The sequence below is a fragment of the Rhodococcus sp. 06-1474-1B genome (assembly GCF_002258885.1).
GTDB classification, from domain to species: domain Bacteria; phylum Actinomycetota; class Actinomycetes; order Mycobacteriales; family Mycobacteriaceae; genus Rhodococcoides; species Rhodococcoides fascians.
In genome coordinates, this window is the sequence record NZ_NOYR01000006.1 from 100,270 (window position 1) to 123,347 (window position 23,078).

The 23,078-nt window shown below is 64.6% G+C and carries 21 protein-coding genes and 1 riboswitch; of the genes, 8 read left to right on the forward strand and 13 right to left on the reverse strand.

The genetic code is table 11. From position 1 onward, the window contains the following. Positions 1–135 precede the first annotated feature (135 nt). Positions 136–1,038 carry a cutinase family protein gene (locus tag CH266_RS01390; RefSeq protein WP_094642765.1) on the forward strand — a complete coding sequence of 301 codons (903 nt, stop codon included), beginning with the start codon at positions 136–138 and terminating at the stop codon, positions 1,036–1,038. Here CH266_RS01390 and CH266_RS01395 read toward each other — a convergent pair whose 3' ends face one another. Further along, a complete protein-coding gene (locus CH266_RS01395; protein ID WP_057473157.1) occupies positions 1,039–2,565 on the reverse strand; it encodes an MFS transporter in 1,527 nt (508 codons plus the stop codon). Positions 2,566–2,667: 102 nt separating this feature from the next. Here CH266_RS01395 and CH266_RS01400 point away from each other — a divergent pair, with 102 nt between their 5' ends. Next, positions 2,668–2,961: a putative quinol monooxygenase gene (locus CH266_RS01400; protein WP_032367959.1), complete on the forward strand. Its 294-nt coding sequence runs from the start codon at positions 2,668–2,670 to the stop codon at positions 2,959–2,961. On the opposite strand, the gene CH266_RS01405 is transcribed toward CH266_RS01400, so the two are convergent. The 3 genes from CH266_RS01405 to CH266_RS01415 form a co-directional block, all read right to left on the reverse strand. Next, on the reverse strand, positions 2,896–4,392 hold the full coding sequence (locus tag CH266_RS01405; protein ID WP_255175803.1) for a phage infection protein: 1,497 nt from the start codon (positions 4,390–4,392) through the stop codon (positions 2,896–2,898). The two genes, CH266_RS01400 and CH266_RS01405, sit on opposite strands and share 66 nt — an antisense overlap. 96 nt (positions 4,393–4,488) lie before the next feature. Continuing rightward, on the reverse strand, positions 4,489–5,103 hold the full coding sequence (locus tag CH266_RS01410; protein WP_094714497.1) for a histidine phosphatase family protein: 615 nt from the start codon (positions 5,101–5,103) through the stop codon (positions 4,489–4,491). A gap of 4 nt (positions 5,104–5,107) precedes the next feature. Next, entirely contained in the window at positions 5,108–6,019 is a 912-nt protein-coding gene (locus CH266_RS01415) for a LysR family transcriptional regulator (RefSeq protein ID WP_176456975.1), read from the reverse strand. 82 nt (positions 6,020–6,101) lie between these two features. Between CH266_RS01415 and CH266_RS01420 the strand changes: the two genes are divergently transcribed. Next, complete coding sequence (locus CH266_RS01420) at positions 6,102–7,334, forward strand: MFS transporter (RefSeq protein WP_051365314.1); 1,233 nt, start codon at positions 6,102–6,104, stop codon at positions 7,332–7,334. Here CH266_RS01420 and CH266_RS01425 read toward each other — a convergent pair. The 5 genes from CH266_RS01425 to lysX form a co-directional block, all read right to left on the reverse strand. Beyond that, the gene (locus CH266_RS01425; protein ID WP_094714498.1) at positions 7,320–7,820 is read right to left on the reverse strand and encodes a DUF4190 domain-containing protein; all 501 of its coding nucleotides are present in this window, start codon (positions 7,818–7,820) and stop codon (positions 7,320–7,322) included. The two genes, CH266_RS01420 and CH266_RS01425, sit on opposite strands and share 15 nt — an antisense overlap. A gap of 50 nt (positions 7,821–7,870) precedes the next feature. Then, positions 7,871–8,272: a PPOX class F420-dependent oxidoreductase gene (locus CH266_RS01430; protein ID WP_032367602.1), complete on the reverse strand. Its 402-nt coding sequence runs from the start codon at positions 8,270–8,272 to the stop codon at positions 7,871–7,873. 179 nt (positions 8,273–8,451) lie between these two features. Then, a complete protein-coding gene (locus tag CH266_RS01435) occupies positions 8,452–9,456 on the reverse strand; it encodes a beta-ketoacyl-ACP synthase III (RefSeq protein ID WP_094714499.1) in 1,005 nt (334 codons plus the stop codon). 100 nt (positions 9,457–9,556) lie between these two features. Beyond that, the gene (locus CH266_RS01440; protein ID WP_174557189.1) at positions 9,557–10,453 is read right to left on the reverse strand and encodes an alpha/beta fold hydrolase; all 897 of its coding nucleotides are present in this window, start codon (positions 10,451–10,453) and stop codon (positions 9,557–9,559) included. A 109-nt stretch (positions 10,454–10,562) separates the two neighbouring features. Then, positions 10,563–13,874, reverse strand: a complete 3,312-nt coding sequence (lysX, locus tag CH266_RS01445) for a bifunctional lysylphosphatidylglycerol synthetase/lysine--tRNA ligase LysX (protein WP_094714500.1) — start codon at positions 13,872–13,874, stop codon at positions 10,563–10,565. A 304-nt stretch (positions 13,875–14,178) separates the two neighbouring features. Here lysX and CH266_RS01450 point away from each other — a divergent pair, with 304 nt between their 5' ends. Next, positions 14,179–15,150, forward strand: coding sequence for a hypothetical protein (locus CH266_RS01450; RefSeq protein WP_032371423.1), 972 nt, complete (start codon positions 14,179–14,181; stop codon positions 15,148–15,150). On the opposite strand, the gene CH266_RS01455 is transcribed toward CH266_RS01450, so the two are convergent. The 4 genes from CH266_RS01455 to CH266_RS01470 all read right to left on the reverse strand — a co-directional run bounded on the left by CH266_RS01455 (position 15,132) and on the right by CH266_RS01470 (position 18,767). Continuing rightward, the gene (locus CH266_RS01455; RefSeq protein ID WP_032371424.1) at positions 15,132–15,686 is read right to left on the reverse strand and encodes a GNAT family N-acetyltransferase; all 555 of its coding nucleotides are present in this window, start codon (positions 15,684–15,686) and stop codon (positions 15,132–15,134) included. The genes CH266_RS01450 and CH266_RS01455 overlap by 19 nt on opposite strands. A 165-nt stretch (positions 15,687–15,851) precedes the next feature. After that, on the reverse strand, positions 15,852–16,271 hold the full coding sequence (locus CH266_RS01460) for a TIGR03668 family PPOX class F420-dependent oxidoreductase (RefSeq protein ID WP_027494960.1): 420 nt from the start codon (positions 16,269–16,271) through the stop codon (positions 15,852–15,854). Positions 16,272–16,281: 10 nt separating this feature from the next. After that, a complete protein-coding gene (locus CH266_RS01465; RefSeq protein WP_052053631.1) occupies positions 16,282–17,637 on the reverse strand; it encodes a putative bifunctional diguanylate cyclase/phosphodiesterase in 1,356 nt (451 codons plus the stop codon). Positions 17,638–17,720: 83 nt separating this feature from the next. Continuing rightward, the gene (locus tag CH266_RS01470) at positions 17,721–18,767 is read right to left on the reverse strand and encodes a LacI family DNA-binding transcriptional regulator (RefSeq protein ID WP_032392653.1); all 1,047 of its coding nucleotides are present in this window, start codon (positions 18,765–18,767) and stop codon (positions 17,721–17,723) included. Positions 18,768–18,813: 46 nt separating this feature from the next. Between CH266_RS01470 and CH266_RS01475 the strand changes: the two genes are divergently transcribed. The 4 genes from CH266_RS01475 to CH266_RS01490 all read left to right on the forward strand — a co-directional run bounded on the left by CH266_RS01475 (position 18,814) and on the right by CH266_RS01490 (position 23,024). After that, the gene (locus tag CH266_RS01475) at positions 18,814–20,013 is read left to right on the forward strand and encodes an MFS transporter (protein WP_032371426.1); all 1,200 of its coding nucleotides are present in this window, start codon (positions 18,814–18,816) and stop codon (positions 20,011–20,013) included. Beyond that, positions 20,009–20,200: riboswitch (cobalamin riboswitch) on the forward strand. (Overlaps the previous gene by 5 nt.) Further along, positions 20,189–21,217: an ABC transporter substrate-binding protein gene (locus CH266_RS01480; RefSeq protein ID WP_032392654.1), complete on the forward strand. Its 1,029-nt coding sequence runs from the start codon at positions 20,189–20,191 to the stop codon at positions 21,215–21,217. Its footprint overlaps the riboswitch before it by 12 nt. Then, the gene (locus CH266_RS01485) at positions 21,214–22,239 is read left to right on the forward strand and encodes a FecCD family ABC transporter permease (protein WP_032389648.1); all 1,026 of its coding nucleotides are present in this window, start codon (positions 21,214–21,216) and stop codon (positions 22,237–22,239) included. Before CH266_RS01480 ends, CH266_RS01485 begins: the two co-directional genes overlap by 4 nt. After that, positions 22,236–23,024, forward strand: coding sequence for an ABC transporter ATP-binding protein (locus CH266_RS01490; RefSeq protein ID WP_094714501.1), 789 nt, complete (start codon positions 22,236–22,238; stop codon positions 23,022–23,024). The genes CH266_RS01485 and CH266_RS01490 overlap by 4 nt, the downstream gene beginning before the upstream one ends. The last annotated feature ends 54 nt before the right edge of the window (positions 23,025–23,078 follow it).

The window sequence follows — 23,078 nt, forward strand, 5'->3', positions numbered from 1 at the left end:
CCCGACGGGTGGCGGCGAACTGTGTGACGCACGGTTACGTCCGTTAACCATGTGGGCATCGGATGGTCACAGGCCGCTGTCATTGTGGTGATCGAACACAAGAAGCGTTCGATCACCCAGTGAGGCCCCCTCCCCATGAGTGTCAAGAAATTCTGCGCCGGTGTCGGCGTCGCTGCAGCTGTTGCGTCCGGTCTAATCGTCGGGGCGTCACCCGCCGTCGCCGATCCCGGCGGTTGTCCCTCGATGTACGTCGTCGCGATTCCGGGAACGTGGGAGACCAGCTCCGGTGCTGCGCCGAAGCCGGGGATGCTGACTGACGTCACCGATCGTCTCGGCGGGGACATCCGCACCGAGTACGTTTCGTATCCCGCCACCGCGTTCCCGTGGGAGGGCGAGGTGTACGGGCAGTCGCGTGCTGCTGCCGTCACCAACGCAGGCGGCATGCTGAAGGCGATGGCGGATCGCTGCGGCGCAACGAAATTTGGCATCATCGGTTACAGCCAGGGAGCGGACGCGGCCGGTGATCTCGCCGCGTCCATCGGGACCGGTCTCGGGGTGGTTCCGGCCGACAAGGTGGTGGCGGTCGGGCTCGTCTCCGACCCGAAGCGGTCGGACACCGACGCCCTGGTCGGTCCCCCTGTGGTGGGTACCGGCGTCGGTGGACCCAGGGTCGGCGGATTCGGCTACGTCAGTCCGGTGGTGCGCACGTTCTGCGCCGTCGGCGATCTGTACTGCTCGACGCCCAAGGACGATTACGTGGCGCGACTCGCGGGCTTCCTCGCCGTGTCGTCCAACCCTGCGCCCGACGTCGCAGATCAGTACACCCAGGAAGCACAATCGTTGATCGCCGACCTCGCTGCGTCCGGTGGATTACCCGTACTGCAGGGGCAGCTGTCGGATCAGGCCAACGCCCAGCGTCAGCGGGAGATCGAGGCCTTCTACCGTTCGGGCATCCACCAGGAATATCAGACCTACGACGTCGGAGACGGGGTGTCGGCGACGCGGTGGTTGGCGCGTTACCTCGCCGACGCGGTCTGACTACGACGTACTAGCAGGAACCCGACGGAGCAACAGGAACACGACGACGGCACTGACGAACATCAGCACGGCGCTCGTACCGGCGGCGAGGTTGAAGCCGTCGATGAAGGACGAGTGCGCGACATCGGTCAACTGCGATGCGAACGGCTCCGGCAGATAGTCGGCCACTGCTATTGCGCCGCCGATGGTTTCGCGGGCCGGATCGGCGATCTCGGCCGGTGTGCCCGCCGGGATGGCGTCCTCCATGCGGTGTCGATAGACGGTGCTGCCGATGGTGCCGAGAATCGCGATGCCGACGGCACCGCCGAGCTCGGCCCCGGTTTCCGACAATGCCGATGCAGCCCCGGCCTTTTCGGGGGCCGCAGCGGTCAGCACGATGTCGGAGTTCAGAGTCGATGCTGCTCCGATCCCGAACGTGACCAGGGCCATTCCGGTCAGCAGCAGCGGCAGGCCGGAGTCGGATTGCACGAATATCAGTGCGACGCAGCCGAAGACGATGGACAGCAGGCCCGCCGAAATGATGGTGCCGGTGGGGATCACCTTGCTCATCGTCGGTGCGGTGACGGCACCGGCCGCCGCTGCGGCAGCGGGAATCAGCAACCACAGTCCGGCGCGGAGTGGTCCGAGTCCCAGAACCAGCTGCAGGTACTGAGAGGCGAACAGGCTGAAGCCGGTCATGGAGAAGATGACCAGAAATTGCACGACGACTGCAGCGCTGAAAGCACGTTCGGCGAAGAGCGTCACGTCGATGAGCGGGTTCGATGCCTTGCGTTGCCGGATGACGAACACGAAGCCGAGTGCCAGGCCGAGGATCGCGGTGGTGATCGTCGTGGCGTCGATACCGTCCTGGGCCCCGTGCTTGATGGCGAACACGATCGAGAGCATCGACGAGATCGCGAGGATCACGCTGATCGGGTCGAACTTTCCGGGGTCACTGTCCTTGAACTCGGGGACCAGTAGCGGGGCCGCAACGAAGAGCACGACCATGATGGGGATGTTGATCAGGAAGACCGAACCCCACCAGAAGTGTTCCAGCAGAACGCCTCCGACAACTGGGCCCACGGCTGCGCCGCCTGCGAAACCGGCGGTCCACAGGCCGATCGCTTCCTTGCGCTGTGCAGGGTCGTGAAACATGTTGCGAATCAACGACAGTGTGCTCGGCGCGATGGTGGCTCCGCCCACTCCGAGCAGAGCACGTGCGACGAGCAGCATCTCGGGGGAGGTGGAGAACGTCGCGGCGAGTGATGCCGCGCCGAAGACCACCGCGCCGACCATCAGCAGGGTCCGCCGACCGATGCGGTCGCCGAGCGAGCCCATGGTGATCAGCAGACCGGCAAGCAGAAATCCGTAGATGTCGAGGATCCACAGGGTCTGGTTGCTGGTGGGTTCGAGATCGGCCGTCATGAAGGGCAGTGCGAGATACAGCACCGACATGTCCATGGAGACCACGAGGATCGGCACCACCAGTACCGCGAGGCCGAGCCATTCCTTCTTCGTGGCGCGATCCTCGGTTGCCGTCTGATTCACTGCTTCTTCCCTTCCCGCGTGGACACCTCACCTTAGGTGGGTCGGGAGTACGTTCGGTGAGGAAGAGTGTGTCTCGCCGAACGAAGGAACCGATTTCGCATGATCAACGATCTCGAGGTAGTCGCGACGATCACCGCCAAGCCGGACGCAATCGACACCGTGCGCGACGGGCTCGTGGCTCTGGTCGCCGAGTCACGCAAGGAGAGCGGCAACGTCTCCTACAAGTTGTTCGAGTCGGCGGTCGAGCCGGGCACCTTCATCACCATCGAGGTATGGAAGTCGCAGGAGGACCTCGACGGCCACATGCAGACCCCGCACCTGCAGCAGGCGCTAAGCGAATTCGGTGCCCATCTCGCGGCCCCGCCCGCCATCCATCCGCTCCGGCCCGTCGGTTGAGCCTGCCCGCGCGCTGACGTACACGAGTGCCGAGACGGCAAGCAGCGCCACCGTGGCACCGATCGCCAGCCACCCGGTCCCGCTCATCTCTCCCGACGCGATGATGCGGGCACCGGCGGCGGTGTAGCTCATCGGCATGAAGGCGGCGAGGTCGCCCCAGATCGGTGCCGTCGATGCGTACGCGAATCCGCAGACGACGACCTGCACCACGAGGGCGACGACGTTGACGATCTGCCCGACGACGGCACCGAGGACTCGTTGAATTGCGCCTGCGGTGGCGAGATAAGCCGCGGCCGACACGATGAGGAACGCGCCGGCTCCGATCACCGGTCCGAGGGCGGCGTCGGTGGCGAAGGCGAATGCGACGGCCGCGCTGACACCCACTGCGGCGACGGCCGCTCCGACGGCGAGCCACCGCGGCTTGGTGTCCCTGCCCAGGACCCGCACGAGGCTGACGCAGCCGAGAGCTCCGAGTGCCACGAGGGCGGCAATCAGATACGGGGTGGCACCGGTACCGGTGCTCGTCGCCGTCGCTGCAACGTTCTGGTCGGAGGTGGCGTCATCGGTCGTGGCGGCCGCCTTTGCCGGGAGGGCGGCGGAGGCGTCGCGCACATTGGTGGCGATGCCGTTGACGATCCCCTCGACGGGTTTGACCGACGTCACGAGCTGATCGGTGCCGGCCTTGAGTTGCTGCCCGCCGTCGTCGAGCTGGCCGAGTCCGTCACGCAACTGCACGGTTGCGTCGCCGAGCTGCGCGGTTGCACCGAGGAACTGACTGTTGGGGTCGTTCAGTTCGGTCGACAGCTGCTGAGCACCACCCTTGAGGGTCTGCAGCTGAGCGAGCGTATCGGGACCGAACGCCTGAGTGTTGAGGTTGTCGATCACTCCGCGGATCTCGCCGGAAATCGCGTCGGATCCCGGATGTGGGAAGCGGTCGACCGTGTCTGCCGTGGCGGCGAGCTTTGCTGTGAAGTCGGCCTGCAGAGCTCCGAATCCGGCGAGCTGGTCGACGACCTGGTCGACACCCCCGCTGATCTGCGACGCGCCGTCACCGAGCTGGCCGATGCCGTCGCGGTACTGGCCGAACCCGTCGGCGAGCTGAATGGTTCCGTCGTGAGCCTGGGTGATGCCGTCGGCGAGCTGGCCGACGCCGTCGTTGAGCTGCGTTCCGCCTTCGGTCAGCTGACCGATGCCGCTGGAGAGAAAGGTGATCGGGAGCGAGGCGCTGTTGAGGCTGCTCCTGGCCTTGGACAGGGGATCGGCCGTCTGCTGTGCCTCGGCCGGGGCCTGCTGAGTGTCTGCGACAACGGCGGTCGTCGTGGTCGATTCTCCGCCCAGGTCGTAGCCGGTGCCGAGTGCGAACGCACCCACAGCCACCAGAGGGAACGCCAGTGCGACGAGAGCAACGGCAGGACGTCGGAAGATACGCATTTCACCCATGATGACTTCGAGGCTAACTGCCACCGCCGGCCGCACCGACCACTCGGAGCGATCCACAGCGGCCGTTCTGCACCTCTAGCAGGGACTTTAAGAGGTCTCTGTGGATTGTCGGTTGCGCGGCAACAGGTCCCACACATGGGCGGTCTCGTTGACCGACGAGACCGATCGGGCACCGCTGCGGGAGAAGAGCACACGCGTCACCGAGCAGTAGTCGATGGGAAATCCGAGCACTTTCGGGGTCTGGAGAATGTCTTGCAACAGCATGTTGACGACGCCGCCGTGAGCGAAGAGGACGACGGTATCGGAGTGCGCGGCGGCCGAGACGATATCGGTAACTCCGTCGAGAACTCGCCGGCGGAAGGCCTGCTCGTCGACCTGCTCGGGTAGGTGACCGGCCTTGATGCGGTCGTAGGCGTCGCGAAATTCGGTCTTCGCGGCCTCGATCGGGACGTAGCCGCCGAAGTCCCGGTCGTACTCGGTCAGACGGTCGTCGGTCGTGATCTCGAGACCGAGCCGTTCGGCGAGTGGCTGCGCGGTCCGGATCGCGCGTTGCTGCGAACTCGACACGACTCGGGACACCGTGAAGCGTGCCAGCGCATCGGGCACTCTGCGGGATTGCTCGACGCCCAGTTCGTCGAGATCGGGATCGGCCGAGGACTCCGATCGTCGCGGAAGGGCGTGCCGTACCAGAACCAGTTGCATCGACTCACCTAATCACGAGTGTGCGTCCACTGCGTTGCACCATCGAGCGGAAGGCCGCCACCTGGCGGGGCATGTCCGTCCCCGGCTCCCACACCATGCCGATTCGCCTGCGCGCAGCCGGTTGGGTGAGTCCCACGTCGACCGTTCCACCCTCGGCGCCGTGTGCACGGATCCGCGGCAGGATGGCGATGCCGAGGCCGGCGCCGACGAGTCCGCGCACGGTATGGGTGTCCTGTCCCTCGAACGCGATGCGCGGGCTGAATCCGGCATCGGCCCACAGCTCGTCACAGATCGAGCGCATTCCGTATCCGTGGCCCATGGCGATGTAGTTCTCGTCGGCGGTATCGGCGAGATCGACCGTCGTCCGCGACGCGAGACGGTGATGTTCGGGGACCACCAGCATCAGCCGCTCGTCGTACAGCTGAAAGGAATTCGTGTCGGTGTGTTCGGCGCTCAAAGACACGAACGCCAGGTCGGACGTGCGGTCTGCGAGGCGATCCAGGCAGCGTGCGCGTGCGCCTTGGTCGAGATCGAACGTCACCGCGGGATGGTCGACGCGAAAGTGCCGGATCAGTGCGGGCACGACGTCCTCACCGAGTGTGTTCTGGAACGCAACGGCGATGCGGCCACGCGCTCGGGCGTCGTGCTCGGTCATGGCGTCGATACCGGCGTCGATGTCGCTCAGGGCTCGTTGAAGATACGGGATGAGGACGCGGCCGGTACTGGTCAGCACGATGCCGCGGCCCCGTCGTTCCACGATGTCGACGCCGAGGATCGCCGACGCGCGGGCGACCTGCCGACTGACGGTGGGTTGCGGGACTCCCAGGACGTGGGCGGCGTCGGTGATGTGCTCGGTGTCCGCCACCGCGACCAGGGTCGGCAGAAGCGGCAGCAGCTCGGTGGTCTCGCGGCGCATGAGCGAAGCATATCGCTGACGTATCGATCGCTGAGGTCTCATGCATTGGACGTATACCGTGAGCGCTTCTAACGTCTTGGACATGACTACGACGCAGCCCGAGGTCCTGGAGTGGGAGGGGCATCCCAAGGGATCGACCGAGTACCGGCGTCTCGTGCTGGCGCTGCTGTTCGCCGGAGTGGCGACGTTCGCGCAGCTCTACTCGGTACAGGGGATTCTGCCGCTGATCGCGTCCAGTCTCGACATCACTCCGTCTCAGTCCTCGCTTGCCGTCGGCCTGGCGACCGTCGGCGTCGCGGTGTCGGTCATTCCGTGGTCGGTAGCGGCCGACCGAATCGGACGTGTTCGAGCGATGACCGCCTCGATACTCGTCGCGACGACACTGGGTTTGCTGGTGCCTCTGTCGCCTTCTCTCGAGGTGCTGCTGGTCCTGCGATTCTTCGAAGGTGCTGCGCTGGGTGGACTTCCGGCCATCGCGATCGCCTATCTCAGCGAGGAGGTGCACCGCAATCACACCGCGTTGGCGGCGGCAACCTACGTGTCCGGTACGACGCTCGGTGGGCTGCTGGGGCGAATAGTTTCAGGACCCGTTGCAGAACAGACCAACTGGCGAATCGGAACCCTGACCGTGTCGGTCATCGCGGCGTTGGCAGCGGGACTGTTCGTGTGGTTGGCACCGCGGCCGCGAACCACCCTCGTGCACAGCAAGATCGGTGACCTACCCGGTCGGTTGTGGGTGAATCTTCGAGAGCCGGGGATGCTGGCGCTGTACGGCCAGGGGTTCCTGCTGATGGGAGGATTCGTCGCGGTCTACAACTTCCTCGGATTCCGGCTCGAGGCAGCACCTTTCGGACTTCCACAGTCTCTGATCAGCCTGATCTTCGTGGCCTACCTCAGTGGCACGGTGTCCTCGCGAGTGGCGGGGAAGTTGGCGACGAAGCACGGCCGGTCGATCGTCCTCGCCGGATCGACCGCCACCATGATCGTCGGAGTCGCACTGACGATGGCGTCGAACCTGGCCGTGATCCTCACCGGGCTGGTGATCTTCACGATGGGATTCTTCGCCGCCCACGCCATCGCGTCGGGATGGACCGGCCAGCGAGCCGTCCACGGACGGGCGCAGGCGACATCGCTGTACAACCTGTTCTACTACGGAGGATCGTCCGTCGTGGGCTGGCTCGGCGGAGTGGTCTTTCAGTCACTCGGATGGAACGCCCTGGCGCTGTTCGTCATTGCGTTGGCAGTCATCGCCGGCCTGTGGGCCGCAGCGATGAACGGCCGACTGGCGCAGCAACCGAACTCAATACGTGGATGAATTCGAGGCTGCTATCGCGAAGATGAAAATAGCAGCCACGACGAGGACGAACAGGGCAACCGACACGTAGCCGACGATCAGACCTGCCGTCGCAAATCCTGACCCGCCCTCGCCGGTGCGCTTGATCTGGCCCTTCGCAACGTGGCCACACACCACCGCACACACCGACGCGATCAGCGGGATGAACGTCAGACCCAACACCGCCAACACGAGCGACACGATCGCCAACGTGTTCGTCGCGGGTGCCGGTCGAAAACCCGCTCCGCCATACGGGGCCTGACCGTACTGCGGTTGCCCGTACTGGGGTTGTCCGTATTGGGGTTGCCCGTACTGAGGGTTCGGGTGCTGAGGGTTTTGGTACTGAGGTTGTCCGTGCTGCGGGTTCTGGTAGCTCGTGTTCGGGTCCTGATACGGCGGGTACTGCTGACCCCCGTACGGCTCGTCTTTCTCGAACGCGTCGCTACCTTCACCCTGCGGATTGACCATTGCGGGAGTCTTGCACCTGAATTGGGCCGTCGCAAGCGGCAACGCGACGTCTACGAACCGACCTTGCCCCAGCCCACATACGCGTCGACGGTCACGTAACCGGTCACGCGCGGCTGATCGCGAACCGGATACCGCTCGCCGGTGTAATGCGTCGCGATGCGATCGATATCCACCAGATCCGGGTCGTCCTGCAGTTCGATCGAACCGTGCACCGTCACATGCGTATACCAACTGGCCTCGTCCATCACCGAAATCGAGACCTTCGGATTCGCCCGAATGTGCTCCAGCCGCTTACGTGAAGCATCGAAATTGAGCACGATCTTCCCGTCCTCCCACAAATACCACGTGGGCGCGGTGATCGGAGTTCCATCGGCACGAACCACCGCCATGACAGCGGGATTCGCCTTCTTCAGCAACTCGACAGCATCAACGGGCAACGGAGGCTTGGGCATGAACCAACACTACGACCCGAAAGCTGACTCGGCCAGACCCTCGGCCCACGCTCACCCCCCGCCCGGCCCGAGTCCACTCAACGTGACATTGACTGCCGAAAAGGCCACTGAATGTCACATCGAGTGGACTGCGGATAGGTGGACTGCGGGTGGGTGTGGGCTGCGGACGGGTGGAGCGATTACAGCTTCGGGAGTTTGACGACCTGTCCGGCGTAGGACAGTCCCGCACCGAAGGCGAGGAGCAGCGCTGTGTCGCCTGCTTTGGCTTTTCCGGTGCGCAGCAGTTCTTCCATTGCCAGGGGGATGGATGCAGCCGAGGTGTTGCCGGTTTCGGCGATGTCGTTGGCGACCGGGGTGCCGTCGGACAGGTCGAGGCTTTTGGCCAGCAGTTCGGTGATGCGGCTGTTGGCCTGGTGGGGGATGAAGGCGTGCAGTTCGTCGGCTTTGATGCCGGCGACCTCGAGGACTTTTTGCGCGGCTTTGCCCATTTCGAATGCAGCCCAGCGGAAGACGGAGATGCCGTTCATGCGGATCCAAGGGCGTTCCACGTCGGCTTTGGTGATGTAGTCGTACCAGTCGATGGTCTGCACGATGGCGTCGGACTGCGAGCCGTCGGATCCCCATACGGCGGGTCCGATTTCGGTTTCGTCGCTCTGTCCGACGACGACGGCTCCGGCACCGTCAGCGAAGATGAAGCGGGTGGTGCGGTCGTACGGGTCGGTGGTGACGCTGAGCTGCTCGGCTCCGATGACGAGGACGTACTGCGAGGTTCCGGCCTTGACCAGGTCCGATGCGACGGCGAGTGCGTAGCAGAAGCCTGCGCATCCGGCGCAGATGTCGAATGCGGCCGGTCCTTTGGTGCCGAGTCCGTGGGCAACCTTGGCGGCTGCTTGGGGTGTCAGTTCGAGGTGTGTGGAGGTCGCGACGATGACGGTGTCGACCTGCTCGGCGGAGATGCCGCTGGCTTCGAGTGCTTTTCGGCCTGCCGAGATCGACATCTGGACGACGTTTTCTTCGGGGTCGGCGAATCGGCGGTTCTTGATGCCCGATCGCGTCTGAATCCACTCGTCGCTGGAGTCGATGAACTCGCAGATCTCATCGTTGGTGACTATTCGTTCGGGGCGGTGAACGCCCAGACCGAGCATCTTCGACTGTCGACCTTGCGTTGTGCTGATCGCAACCATCTTCAATTTCCTCTCGTGCTACCGCGCCATCGCCGAGCTTCGGCTCGGGTCTTGGGCTACGGGCTCGTCGACACACGTTACGTGCGCCGACGGGAGAGGTTCACACCAGTTCGGTGATGAGCGCCGCAACCTCGGCGGGTTTGTCGATCATGGCGTGGTGATGGGCGGGTATGACGACGGTGAAATCGGCTCGCAAGTATGTGGCCAGCTTGCGTTGGGTCTTGATCCATCTGCGTCCCCACGGGGACGGGCGTCCGGTGTGGGCGGCCGCGACGATAACGGGAACGACGAGTGGCAATCGCTTCCGAAGTCGGTTCAATTCGGCCGCGAGGTCCGGGTAGACGACATCTTCGACGAGTGCAGCCGTGAGATAGGTGGGCCTGCGGTAGATGTCGTCGACCCAGTCGACGACGTCCTTCGGTGTGCCGTCGGGTGGCGTCGCCTGGTTGAGTATCGGTCGGACGCGCGGGCCGACGAGACGCTGAAGGCCCGTGCGGCTCAGGAGCGTCGACAGGGAATGCGCTGCGCGCACTCGCAGAGCCGCCGGAAGGATGCGGCGGGGGTCGGACTCGGCGCTCGAGTCCAGGAGAAGAACACCACGTATGCGCGACGGGTACAGCCGGGCCACCGCTTCTGCGTAGAAGCCGGCAATCGAGTGACCCGCGACGACGGCCGGCTCGGTGACACCGAGCGCGTCGAGGACGCCGACGATCCTGTCGGCCTCGCCGCGGACGGTGGGAGTGGCACCATCGGGTAGAGGGTCGCTGAGTCCGAAGCCGGGGCGGTCGAGAACCACGACATGATGTCGGGCGCTCAAGATATCGACGGTGTCGTTCCAGTCGAACCAGTTACTGCCCAGGCCGCCGCAGAGAACGATCGTGGGGCCGGTTCCCCGGACGAACAGATGCAGACGTTGGCCGTCCACTTCGACGTACCGCCCGGGAGGATGTTTCACGGGAAACAATGCCTCGCGCTCGGTTCGATTCCCGTGATCCATGTTTTCGTTCCCACCATGCATTGCCTACTCGAAGTTTGTTTAAGCCTCCAGTTTCCACCATTCGCCCCGTTTTGCAACTTTCCCGTGGAGGATCGCCTCGGGAAGACCGTCATTGTCGCGGTTTGGCCAGCGGAAATGCGAGTGTCTCGCGAATGCTGCCGCCGGTGATGAGCATGACGACGCGGTCGACGCCCATTCCGAGGCCGCCGGTCGGGGGCATCCCGTGCTCGAGCGCCTGCAGGAAGTCCTCGTCCAAGCTCATCGCCTCTTCGTCGCCACCCGCAGCCAGCAACGACTGCTCGGTGAGGCGTCGACGTTGATCGACGGGATCGGTCAACTCGCTGTAGGCCGTGCCCAATTCGACCCCCCACGCCACCAGGTCCCATTTTTCCGCGACGCCGGGGATGCTCCGATGTGGTCTCGTCAACGGCGACATCGACGTCGGGAAGTCCTTGTAGAAGGTGGGGAATTCGGTGTAGTCCTCCACCAGGTGCTCGTACATGCCCTGGGCGACGGCACCCGCGTCCCACGACTTCTCGTACGGGATGTCGTTCTCGTCGCACAGCCGCTGCAGCTCGTCCAGGGGCGTCGACGGCTCGACGGGAACACCCAATTTTTCGGCGACGGCACCGTGCAGTGTCTTGACGGGCCATTCCCCGGAGATGTCGATCTCGATCATCTCGCCGTCCGGGCCGTCGGGACGCAGAATGATTTCGCGGCCGTGCGCTGCGACGGCTGCACGCTGAATCAGTTCGCGGCACAACACCATTGCGCGCTCGTAGTCACTGTGTGCCTCGTACGCCTCGAGGATCGTGAACTCCGGATTGTGCTTGAAGTCCGCTCCTTCGTTACGGAACACTCGCCCGATCTCGAAGACTTTCTCCATGCCGCCGACGCACAGCCGCTTGAGATAGAGCTCCGGTGCGATGCGCAGGTACAGATCCAGGTTGTAGGCATTGATGTGGGTGACGAACGGGGCAGCGTTCGCACCGCCGTGTACCTGCTGCAGGATCGGTGTCTCGACCTCCATGTAGCCGCGATCGCTCAGTGAATCACGAAGCGACTTCACCACATTCGAGCGTGCGATCATCAGCGCGCGCGCATCGCGGTTGATCGCCAGGTCCACGTACCGCTGCCGTACTCGCGCTTCCGGATCGGTCAGACCGCGGTACTTGTCGGGCAGAGGGTGCAGGCATTTGGCGTTCATTCGCCACTCGGTGGCGAGCAGCGACAGCTCACCACGCCTGCTGTATCCGATGGTGCCACTGACTTCGATGAGGTCACCCAGGTCGAAGTCGGCATCGAATTCCTCGATTCTGTCGCCGACGCGTTCGCGGTCGAACAGCACCTGAATATCGGCCGACCAGTCCCGGATGACGGCGAACGACACGCCGCCGTAGTCGCGAATGCGCAGTATTCGACCCGCGATTCGGACCGTCGTGCCCTGGGGTGATGCCGCCGCTTCACCGACGGTGTGCGTCGGGGGATAAGCGACGGGATAGCCCTCGATGCCGTCGCTTTCGAGACGATCGAGTTTGGCCATGCGCACGCGTACCTGGTCGGGACGTTTACGGCCGGGCATGGTGTCGTCTGCGGGAGTCTCGGGTCCGCTGCCGTCGGGATGAATGTCCTCGGCGTCGACCAACGCTGCGGGCACCGCGACGTGGGACCCGGTGTGCTTCGAGGCGCGCCGAAAGGTCGGCAGAGTCAAGAAGCCTTCGGCGATGGCCGACGCGACACCGACCTTCGGCAGCACCCGATTGTCGGCGAAGCACAGGTAGCGCGGCTCCCATTCCGGCAAGTACTTCACATTCGAGCGATACAGCGCCTCGAGCTGCCACCAGCGCGAGAAGAACACCAATACGCTGCGCCAGATTCGCAGGACCGGACCGGCCCCGATCCGACTGCCCTCCTCGAACGCAGCACGGAACACCGCGAAGTTCAGCGAAATCTTGCTGACACCGAAATGATCTGCGCCGGTGGCCAGTTCGGTCACCATCAACTCGATGACACCGTTCGGCGACGCCGGATCGCGACGCATCAGGTCCAACGACGCGCCGGTCCGACCCCACGGCACCAGCGACAGAACACCGACGATCTTCTCGCCCTGAACCGCCTGCACCAGAAGACAATCGCCGTCGAGCGGATCGCCCAACCGGCCCAGCGCCATCGAGAAACCACGCTCGGTCTCGGTATCGCGCCACGCATCTGCGCAGGCAATGATCTCGTCCATCTCCTCGGCCGAAATATCGCGATGACGACGCACGGTGACCACGACACCCGCTTTGCGAGCCCGGTTGACGGCCTGACGCACGGGACGCATCTCGCGTCCATTGAGGTTGAAATCTTTGGTTTTCAGGATTGCTTCGTCACCGAGTTCGAGAACACTCAGGCCGGCCCGCTTGTAGGCCGTGGCCCCGATCTCGCTGGCCCCCATGACAGCTGGGGTCCAACCGTACTTCTCGGCCAGGTCGAGCCATTCGGATATCGCATGTGGCCACGCCTCGGGGTTGCCGATCGGGTCACCACTGGCCAGACACACCCCGACCTCGACGCGATACGTCACCGCCGCCTTGCCGCTGGTGGCGAAGATGACGCCCTTGTCGCGGCGGGTCGCGAAGTAGCCGAGGGAATCGTCGGCACCCCACTTGTCGAGCAGGCCGCGCAGAGCCGACTCGTCGCGCCCGGTCAACGCATTGCTCGACCGCTGCGACCGAAACAACGTGACCACGGCACCGAGCAACGCCAGCGCTCCGAACAGTCCCAACGCCGTATTGACGAAACCGTTCGGCCTACCGTCGAACTGCTCGTTGTCCACCGTCGCCAACGCCGTCACCCTGTTGAACGCCCACAGGAACGTCTGACCCTCCGGCAACGAACCCGGGAACAACGCCACCAACGCCCACCCGACAATCGTGCCGACGGCCGCTCCCAGCACGAGCACCCCGAGCGCCTTCCACACCGCACCACGCCGAACCCGCGTGTAGAACTCCTTGCGCGACGCGATCAGCAGACCCGTCACGACGACATGAACCGCCAACGCAATCCACGAACTGACGTTCTTGTCCTCGATGCCCTCCGCGACATTCGTGATCGCCAACAACACCAAATAAATCGTCAGCAGCCACCACGCAATACGCTTCCGACTCGCCAACGCCGCCGCCAACAACCCGACAACCAAAGCCCACGACAAACTCGTATCCGGAGCATCGAAGTAATACGTGTCGACATACTCCCGCGGCGCATGAACCAAATACCGCAAAGTGGGCGACAGACTCCACAGAAACAACGCCGCCGCGAACACACCGAGCACCAGCCCCGCGATATGCGGAACCTCACTCAACCGACCGCGCTGCGGCGGCGAAAACGACCGTGGTGCCGTAGTACCCGACCGACCCGAGGGAACTGCTGTCGCCGTCATGTCTCACTCCCGAAATAAGAACGCACGAGTTGCAAGATAGACGGTATCCCCGCTGAGGTGGGTGGGTTGCCTGTTGCCGCCCCGCCGTCCACTCAATGTGACATTTGGTGGCCTTTCCGGCAGTCAATGGCACATCGAGTGGACTCGCGTCCGGTCACGAGAGCGCGCCTGGCCTTGCTCGAGTCAGAGTGTGGGCCACCCTTCCTGTATGCGTTTGTCCACAGGTATTCGGTTATCCACAGGGCTGTTGATAGTGCGACGTCGGGTGCGATCGGTGTCCGGCCGAGCGTGCAGGATCGTCTGTATGAAGAGGGGCGGCGCACGGGTCGATGCGAGGGTAATTGCGGCCGCATCGGATCGCGGGCTGGTGCGGACTGCTCATCTTCTCGAACTCGGCGTCGCGTCGAAGACGATTGTTCGGCGCACGCTGCCGGACGGTATCTGGTCACGGGCGCTACCTGGCCTGGTGTTCTTGAAGAACCGTTCGCTGACGCCCTTGGAGCGGGCGGTTGCCGCGTCCATCTACTGCGGTCGTGATGGCGTCATCAGTGGTCGGGCCGGGCTGGCGTTGCATGGTCTCGGTACATCCGGCTCGTACGAGGAGACGTTCGTGCTCATTCCCGAGGCGCAGCACCGCAGGTCCGTGAGCTTCGCCGCGGTGGAACGTACGTGGCGGATGCCGACGGCGGAAAGCAAGTCGGGTCTTCCTGTCGCGCCGGTCGTTCGGTGTTTGTGCGACGCGATTCGCCGCATGAAGAACGCCGAGCAGTGCATGGCGCTCGTTGCCAGTGTCGTTCAGCGGGGTGCCGCAACGATCGAGGCGATCATGAAGGAACTGGACGCCGGCACTACGCGCGGCACCGCGATGCCTCGTCGAGTACTTCGCGAACTGGCCGCCGGCGCGCACTCCGTTGCCGAAGCACACGCGCAGAAGTTGTACGCGCGCAGTGGTCTTCCCCCGATGACTCACAATGTCGCGGTACGCGACGAGTCGGGCAGGTTGCTGCTGGTGGCCGACAATTGGCTCGACGACGTCGCCCTCGACTGGGAGATCGACTCGCTCGAATATCACCTGTCACCCGCGGCGCACCGCGCCACCGTAGAACGACGGGAGCGCGCTCAGAACGCCGGCATCATTGTCGTGACTCACCTGCCGAGCGATATTCGCGACGATCCGGAACGTGTTCTCTCCGACCTGCGGTCCCGGTACCGACAGGCGCTCGCGCGTCCGCGCCCCGACGTCACCGTCGACCCGTCCTACCGCCGATCGGGCTGATACACCCAAATCATGTGGTCCCCGGTTTCGGCCGCAGCGGCCAAGCCTCGCGGCTCGATCCTGTCGAGGACGAAACCCAGCCGCTGCGGAACGGCTCGACTCCTCGAATTGGCTGCATCGCAATGAATTTCGACGCGATCGACGTCGGCGAGTTTCAATGCCTCTTGCGTGAGGGTCGCGGTGGCTTCGGAGATGATGCCGTCACCCTCGGCTGCACTGTCGAGCCAGTACCCTATTTCGATCCCACCCGGTCCGACTCGTCGGTGCAATGCAATCTTCCCCAGGAATGCGCTGGTGGATCGACCGAAAATCCCGTAGTCGTACATTTCGTCGGCGTCCCACAGCTTCCGGCTTTCCGCGATGCGGACGATCTGCGCCGACCTGTTTGCAGCGTCCTCGGTGGCCCAACCGAGCCACGGCAGCAGGCGGACCCGATTTCGCTCGATCGCCTCGGCAATGACGACAGCATCGTCTGCCGTCTCGCGTCGAACCACGAGACGGTCGGTGACAATCCGAACGGGAGGTTTGCTGACCATTGAGACAGTCTGACTCCCTGCTACTGCCGATTCCACTGGTTTTTCGGTGCCGTCCGACCCACGTGCAGTCCACTCGATGTGCCATTGACGGTCGAAAGGGCCACCAGATGTCACATTGAGTGGTCAGGCGGTGGGTGGGCGATGCTGTGGAGAGGAGGAAAACGATCAGGAAGCTGACCACGATCTCCAGGACAGTTTGTCGATGACGATGACCGGGCCCTCGGGTCGGTTGTTCTTGTACTGGCTGTATTTCGCGACGAGGGTGTCGGTACCGACTGTGCCTTCGGCGCTGCCCGCGTCGACGATGCGGGCGTTGCCGTCGGCGCGGATCCACCAGAGTTGGGACCAGTCGTCGGAGTAGTGGTCGACGATGAGGCTGACGGCGGGATCGGCGTGGATGTTCTCGAGTCGCTGCAGTTTCTGGGTGGTTTTGGGTTTCCAGTCGATGGCTGTGTAGATGCGATCGCCGGTGGGCGCGACAGCGAAGACGATGGGGACCAGGTGTGGGGTGCCGTTGGGGTTGATGGTGGAGAGTTGGGCGCGGGGTGCGTCGGTGAAGCGTTGAATTTCGTTGTCTATCTTCACGTTCGGTTCCTCATGCGGATTCGCTGTGGCTGCTGTGTCGGGTGATGTATTGCTCCAGTTCGGCGACGGGCATGGGTCGTCCGAGGAGGTGTCCTTGGCCGAAGGTTACGCCCATGTCGGTGCAGATTCGGAGTTGTTCGGTGGTCTCGATGCCTTCGATGACGGTGTCTTTGCCGAGGGTGGTGGTGACGTCGACGAGGGCGGTGCAGAGGGTGGTCATGGCGCGGCGTCGGTGCAGGTTGGTGCTGTCGAGGTGTTGGGTGAGGGATCTGTCGATTTTGAGGATGTCGACGGGGAGGGTGGCGAGTCGTTCGAGGGAGGAGAAACCGGAGCCGAAGTCGTCGATGGCGATGAGGACGCCGTGGCGTTGGACGTCGCGGAGTTGGTAGTGCACGGCGTCGAGGTCGTGCAGCGTCTGCGATTCGGCAAGTTCGAGTGCGAGTCGACCGCGTTCGATGCCGTGGGTGTCGACGATGTCGATGACGTCGGTGGCCAGGGTTCCTGCGGCGAAGTGCGCGGGGCTGACGTTGACACCGACCTGGAGCATGATCGCGCGGGATTGCCAGTCGGCGATGGTTGCCGCGACGTCGGTGAGAATCCACATGCTCAGTGGGACGATCAGGTCGTTGTCTTCGGCGAGGGGGATGAAGGCGTCGGGCATCAGAAGTCCGAGTTCGGGGTGGTTCCAGCGAACGAGGGCTTCGGCTCCGACCACGGCTCCGGTCGCGAGTTCGACGATGGGTTGGTAGACCATGGTGAGCTCGCGCGCGGTCATGGCGACTCCGCGCAGTCGTTCGAGGAGCTCGAGCCGAGTGCGGTTGCTGTGGTGCAGCTCGTCGGTGAAGATGTGATGCCGGTTGCGGCCGGTGGCTTTGGCGGCGTGCATCGCGGCGGTCGCGTTGTGCACCAGCTGGGTGGCGCGATCGGTGCTCCCGGTGGTGGACGCGACACCGACGCTGGCGGTGAGGGTGAGTTGACGGCCGCCGAGCTCGAAGGGGGGCTCGAAGATGCTGGCGAATCCCGCGGCCATCGCTCGGGCTGCCAGGGAATGGCAGCCGTAGGCGACGATGACGAATTCGTCCCCGGTGAGTCGGCCGATGGTGTCGCCGGGTCGAGTCGATGCGGTGAGTCGGTCGGCGACCATGCACAGCAGCTCGTCGCCCTGGGCCGGTCCGAGCGCGTCGTTGAATTCACGGAAGCCGTCGATGTCGACGAGGAGGACGCTGAAGTGCTGGTCAGGGCCTAGGTCGACCAGCGCGGCAGTGATGGTGGCCAGAATCTCGTCCCGGTTCGCAAGCCCGGTGAGGGCGTCGAGCGTCGGGTTGGGGTCGGCACGGCGGAGCGGCGTGTCGTGTTCTCGACTCACAGTGCCCCCTCGTAGCCGGACGGCCACCGGCGATACTAGCCGAAGAGTTTGCTTAACGCCTATAAACGGGGAGCGTGCCCTTTTTAGGGGGCGTCACTCAGCGTGCCCGTCGACCCTCGCGTCTCGATGTTCCACACCGCGGCGTCGACGGCGTCGCTGAGACCGAGCACCCACCGGGCCGCCGATCGGCCCTGGTCGAACAACGATTGCGCGACGGTGGTCAAGTGGGCCGCCGCCGCTGCAGGGGAGTCGTCCCATCCGGTCAGTGCGACGTGGTCGGGAATGTCGATACCGGCACCCGACGCCGCGTCGAGTGCGCCGAAGGCGAGTTCGTCGCTCATCGCGAATATCACATCGACGACGTTGTCGCGCAACAACAGTCGTGCTGCCCGTGTGCCCTCTTCGCGCGAATTGTGGGTGGTGAACAGCGTCGGTACCGTCGACCACTCGATTCCTCGACGCACGCACGCATCGCGGTAGCCCTCGAGTCGTGCGCGGGTCACCGGCATCGAGATGCCCGACGCGTCGGCGCCGCGCACCACCGTCGATTCGCGTCGCGAATCGGGTCGCAGTGCAACTATCGCGGGCCGACGCCGATTGCGCAGAGCAATGGTGGCGATCGCGTCGGCGGCCGCGCGGTCGTCGATTCCGATGGAGTGCAATCCCGGATGCTGAGGGCCGCCCTGGACGCAGGTGGGTCGACCGGTGCCGACGAGCACGTCGAGGACGGGGTCGTCGACGCCGGTGGTCCAGACGACATAGCCGTCGACCTGCGCGTCGCGAATTCTCGCAATATCGCTGTCGCGGTGCAGGTTCGGCAACATCACCAGCGCGGTGTCGGCGTCGAGACACGCGTCGGCGATGCCCGAGAGGAACCGTCGGGCCTGGGGATCCTCGAAGGCATAGGTGAGTTTTTCACCGAGTACGACGCCGACGCTGTTGTGCTTTCCGCTGCGGAGCGAGCGTGCCGCACGGTTGGGACCTGCGTATCCGAGGGCCGCCGCCGCTGCGTGGACGCGGTCTCGGGTGGCAGGCGAGACGCGGTCGGGCTGGTTGTAGGTGTACGAGACGCTCATGGTGGAGACTCCCGCAGACGCCGCGACGTCGGCCATCGTCACCCGATTGTTCACGGGGTCACCTTAGCGTGCGTCGACCATCTGTGTAACGATACACACCATGTCGTCGCCCCTCCCCAAGCTGCTGGTCCTCGGTGCAGCCGCCTTCATCTATGTCACGGCCGAAACGTTGCCCGTGGGTCTGCTTCCGGAGATCTCGGGCGATCTCGGCGTCGGCGAATCCGCAGTCGGTCTGCTGCTGACCTTCTACGCATACGGCGTCGCCGTCATGACCATGCCGTTGATCAGGTTCGTACGCGACTGGCCGCGGCGACGGGTCGTCGTCATCACCGTTGCAGCACTGGCCTTTTCGCAACTGCTGTCCGCGGTGTCCGTCGGGTACCCGATGCTGGTACTGTCGAGGATGCTGTGCGCGGCCACCCACGGAGTCTTCTGGGCCGTGGTCGCACCCGTCGCGGCGTCACTCGCACTTCCCGGTAAGCAAGGAAAAGCGATCGCCACGGTGTACGCCGGCACCTCGTTGGCGTTGGTCGCCGGAAATCCGATCACCGCGGCCATGGGTCAGTGGTTCGGGTGGCGTACTGCTGCAACGATTCTCGGTGTCGTCGCCGCCGCTATCGCGGTGGCGCTCTACTTCGTCCTCCCCGCACTACCGGTCACCCGAGCAGCTGCGGGCAACAAGAAATCACCGCGGGTGCTCGACGGCACCCTGGCGATCCTGTGTGGAGTGACGTTCCTGGCCGTCCTCGGCCATTTCGCCGCGTACACGTACTTCTCGCTCATCGTCGATCGCGCAATCGGTTCGGCCGGAACCACTCTGACGCTGATGTTGATGCTCTACGGTTTGTTCGGGGTCGTCGGTATCTGGGTGATCGGCAGAACGTACGACCGTTGGCCGCGGCCCTCCACCATCGCAGCTCTGGGTGCCGTCGCGGCCGCGACGGCGATCCTGTGGGGCACCCTCAGCGCAGCACCGGGCAGCCTGGCCGTCCTTGCTGTCGGGGCGATCGCGTTGTGGGGTCTGGCCTTCACCACGCTGCCGGTCTGCATCCAGTCCGCCGTGGTTCGGGCCGCCCCTGCCGACGCCGACAAGGCGTCGGCGATCTACGTCGTCGCCTTTCAACTGGCCATTGCCACCGGGGCCCTGGTGGGAGGCGTCGTCGTCGACGCCAGGGGCATCGGGGCGGTGACCGCTGCGGCGACGATCCTGGTGGCTGTGGCACTCACAGTCGTAGTGGTCGCGCGCAGAGCCTTTCCGAGCTCGTATCCGTCGGTACCGGTCTCGACGCCGGCGCACTGACCTCGCGGCCCACTCGCGCGATAGGGTCAGCACGCGACGAACGAGGGAATCCGGTGCAATTCCGGAGCTGGCGCGCAACGGTGACGGGTGAGAGCTCGAAGTCCGAATGCTCGGACGTCGTGATCGAACCCCACCCGCGGCTCCGCGACACGAGCCCCAAGCAGGAAGCTCTTCGATGCGTACCTCTCTCGCCGCACTAGGCGCTGTCTCCATCCTTCTGGTCTCCGGTTGTTCGACCGCGTCGACCCCCGACGCGTCCACCGACACCTCCGGGAACTATCCCCTGACCATCGAGAACTGCGGACGCGACGTCGTCGTCGACGCACCACCGCAACGCGCGGTGTCGTTGAACCAGAGCTCGACGGAAATACTGCTCTCGCTCGGCCTCGCAGACCGGATGGTGGGCACCGCGACCTGGACCGACCCGGTCCGCTCGAACCTCGAATCCGAGAACGCCAGGGTGCCGAGGCTCGCGGACAACAAGCCATCGCTCGAGGTCGTGTTGGATACCGAGCCCGATTTCGTGTCCGCGTCCTTCGGCGGCACCCTCGGACCCGGGGGAGTCGCCGATCGGAGCAGGTTCGAGCAACTCGGCGTCCCGAACTACCTCTCGCCCACCGACTGTCAGGGCAAGACCGACGAGAGCGTCAATTCCGACGGTGCTCGCACGGAGCCGTTGGTGATCGACACCGTCTATCGGGAGATTCGTGATCTCGCTGCGGTCTTCGACGTGCGAGACCGTGGCGAGCGCCTGGTCGCCGAACTGCAGGATCGGTTCGAGAAGGCCTCCGGTTCGGTCGACGCGTCGGGTGTGTCGTTGGCCTACTGGTTCGCCGACACCGATACGCCGTACATGGCCGGTTGCTGCGGATCGTCGGGCATCATCACCGACTCCGTCGGCGCCGAGAACATCTATGCCGACACCACCGACGAATGGCCACAGGTCAATTGGGAGAGTGTGCTCGATCGCAACCCGACTGCACTGGTGCTCGCAGATCTGAGTCGACGCAGTATCGCCGGGGACGCCCTGGACAGCAAAATCGGCTTCCTGGAGTCGAATTCGGTCACGAGCCGAATGCCCGCCGTCGAGAACAAGCGGTACATCGTCGTCAACGGTGCCGATCTGAACCCGTCCATTCGGACGATCGACGGTGTCGAGAAAGTTGCGGCCGCCCTGCAGGATTGGGGAATGGCGTCGCGATGAGCCGCACCGATCGCGGGGTGCTCGTCCCACTACTGCTCGCAGGATCGGCGTTGTTGGTGCTCTCGATCGGCGTCGCCGTCACCATTGGACCCGCGAACGTGTCGGTGCCCGACGTGTATCGAGTGATATTGACGCACATGGGTATCGGGAGTTCGGGAGTCAGTCGCATCCAGGACGGAATCGTCTGGGAGCTGCGCCTGCCCCGGACCTTGCTGGCCGCCGTGTGCGGCGCGGGTCTCGCGCTGTGCGGGGCGATCATGCAATCACTGCTGCGCAACCCCCTCGCCGATCCCTTCGTCCTGGGCATTTCGTCCGGTGCATCCACCGGAGCGGTCCTCGTCGCGGTTCTCGGCGTCGGCGGTGGCGCATTGTCCTTGTCCACAGGGGCATTCGCCGGTGCGCTGCTCTCGTTCGTCCTGGTGATGCTGCTGGCCGCAGGGGCAGGCGGCGGAAACGACCGCGTGGTGCTGGCCGGGGTCGCGGGGACGCAGCTGTTCTCGGCACTGACGTCGTTCATCGTTATTTCCTCGGCCGACGCCGAACAGACACGCGGCGTGCTGTTCTGGCTCCTCGGATCGCTGAGCGGTGCCGACTGGACGGACGTGGTGCTGTGCGGATCGGTTGCGCTGCTCGGAATGGTGGTGTGTCTGTTCAACACCTCGGCCCTCGACGCCTTCACATTCGGGCACGACGCGGCCGCGTCCCTCGGTGTTCCGGTCAAGTGGGTGCGAATCCTGTTGTTGGTCATCACCGCACTGATCACGGCCTCGCTCGTCAGCGCCGCCGGAGCCATCGGGTTCGTGGGTCTCGTTCTGCCGCACGCCGCCCGTTTTCTCGTCGGCGCACGGCATCGACGACTGTTGCCGACGACGGTGGTCATCGGCGCGATCTTCATGGTGTGGGTCGACACGATCGCCCGAACGTTGTTCGCGCCGCAGGAAATACCCGTCGGAGTGGTGACCGCACTCATCGGTGTGCCGGCATTCGCGCTCATTCTGTTTCGACTCAGGAGGTCCCGATGACGTTGCACGTCAACAAAATCCGGTGGACCCGCGGCGGGAACCCGATTCTCGACGACATCAGCTTCGCGCCGGAACCGGGCGAGACCATCGGGCTCATCGGCCCCAACGGCTCCGGCAAATCGTCGCTACTGCGCATCCTCGCCGGCATCGTGGCACCCGACAGCGGCGACGTGCTGCTCGACGGAAAGAACCTGCGCACCCAACGTCGTCGCAGCATCGCCCGCCGCGTAGCGATGGTCGACCAACACTCCGACACCGACGTCGACATCACCGTCCGCGACGTCGTACGCCTGGGCCGCATCCCCCACCACGGCATCCTCGGCGGAGACACAGCCGCCGACGACGCCGCGATCGAACAGGCACTCACCGACACCGCCATGGCGTCGAAAGCCACCCGACGCTGGCACACCCTCTCCGGTGGAGAGCGCCAACGCGCCCAGATCGCACGGGCCCTCGCTCAACAACCCACCGAACTACTGCTCGACGAGCCGACCAACCACCTCGACATCCAACACCAACTCGACATCCTCACCCTCGTCGCAGGCCTACCCCTGAGCAGTTACATCGCCCTCCACGACCTCAACCTCGCCGCCATGTTCTGCAACCGCATCATCGTCCTGAACAACGGCAGCATCGTGGCATCGGGAACCCCACACGAAGTGATCACCGAACACCTGGTGCGCGAGGTGTACAACGTGCACGCCAGCGTCTCGCATACCGACGACTACCCCCAGGTGACCTATCGCCGCCCCCGACCGACCGCCCCCGGAGTCCACTCGATGTGACATTGACCCCCGAAAAGGCCACTAGATGTCACATTGAGTACCGGGGGGAAGGTG

Coding starts and splice junctions, on each gene's coding strand:
- CH266_RS01425 (WP_094714498.1), bottom strand. CDS start 7,820: ATGGTCAATCCGCAGGGTGAAGGTAGCGACGCGTTCGAGAAAGACGAG.
- CH266_RS01480 (WP_032392654.1), top strand. CDS start 20,189: ATGCGTACCTCTCTCGCCGCACTAGGCGCTGTCTCCATCCTTCTGGTC.
- CH266_RS01490 (WP_094714501.1), top strand. CDS start 22,236: ATGACGTTGCACGTCAACAAAATCCGGTGGACCCGCGGCGGGAACCCG.
- CH266_RS01410 (WP_094714497.1), bottom strand. CDS start 5,103: ATGCAACTGGTTCTGGTACGGCACGCCCTTCCGCGACGATCGGAGTCC.
- CH266_RS01455 (WP_032371424.1), bottom strand. CDS start 15,686: ATGGTCAGCAAACCTCCCGTTCGGATTGTCACCGACCGTCTCGTGGTT.
- CH266_RS01390 (WP_094642765.1), top strand. CDS start 136: ATGAGTGTCAAGAAATTCTGCGCCGGTGTCGGCGTCGCTGCAGCTGTT.
- lysX (WP_094714500.1), bottom strand. CDS start 13,874: ATGACGGCGACAGCAGTTCCCTCGGGTCGGTCGGGTACTACGGCACCA.
- CH266_RS01440 (WP_174557189.1), bottom strand. CDS start 10,453: ATGGATCACGGGAATCGAACCGAGCGCGAGGCATTGTTTCCCGTGAAA.
- CH266_RS01415 (WP_176456975.1), bottom strand. CDS start 6,019: ATGCGCCGCGAGACCACCGAGCTGCTGCCGCTTCTGCCGACCCTGGTC.
- CH266_RS01420 (WP_051365314.1), top strand. CDS start 6,102: ATGACTACGACGCAGCCCGAGGTCCTGGAGTGGGAGGGGCATCCCAAG.
- CH266_RS01430 (WP_032367602.1), bottom strand. CDS start 8,272: ATGCCCAAGCCTCCGTTGCCCGTTGATGCTGTCGAGTTGCTGAAGAAG.
- CH266_RS01485 (WP_032389648.1), top strand. CDS start 21,214: ATGAGCCGCACCGATCGCGGGGTGCTCGTCCCACTACTGCTCGCAGGA.
- CH266_RS01405 (WP_255175803.1), bottom strand. CDS start 4,392: ATGCGTATCTTCCGACGTCCTGCCGTTGCTCTCGTCGCACTGGCGTTC.
- CH266_RS01435 (WP_094714499.1), bottom strand. CDS start 9,456: ATGGTTGCGATCAGCACAACGCAAGGTCGACAGTCGAAGATGCTCGGT.
- CH266_RS01450 (WP_032371423.1), top strand. CDS start 14,179: ATGAAGAGGGGCGGCGCACGGGTCGATGCGAGGGTAATTGCGGCCGCA.
- CH266_RS01475 (WP_032371426.1), top strand. CDS start 18,814: ATGTCGTCGCCCCTCCCCAAGCTGCTGGTCCTCGGTGCAGCCGCCTTC.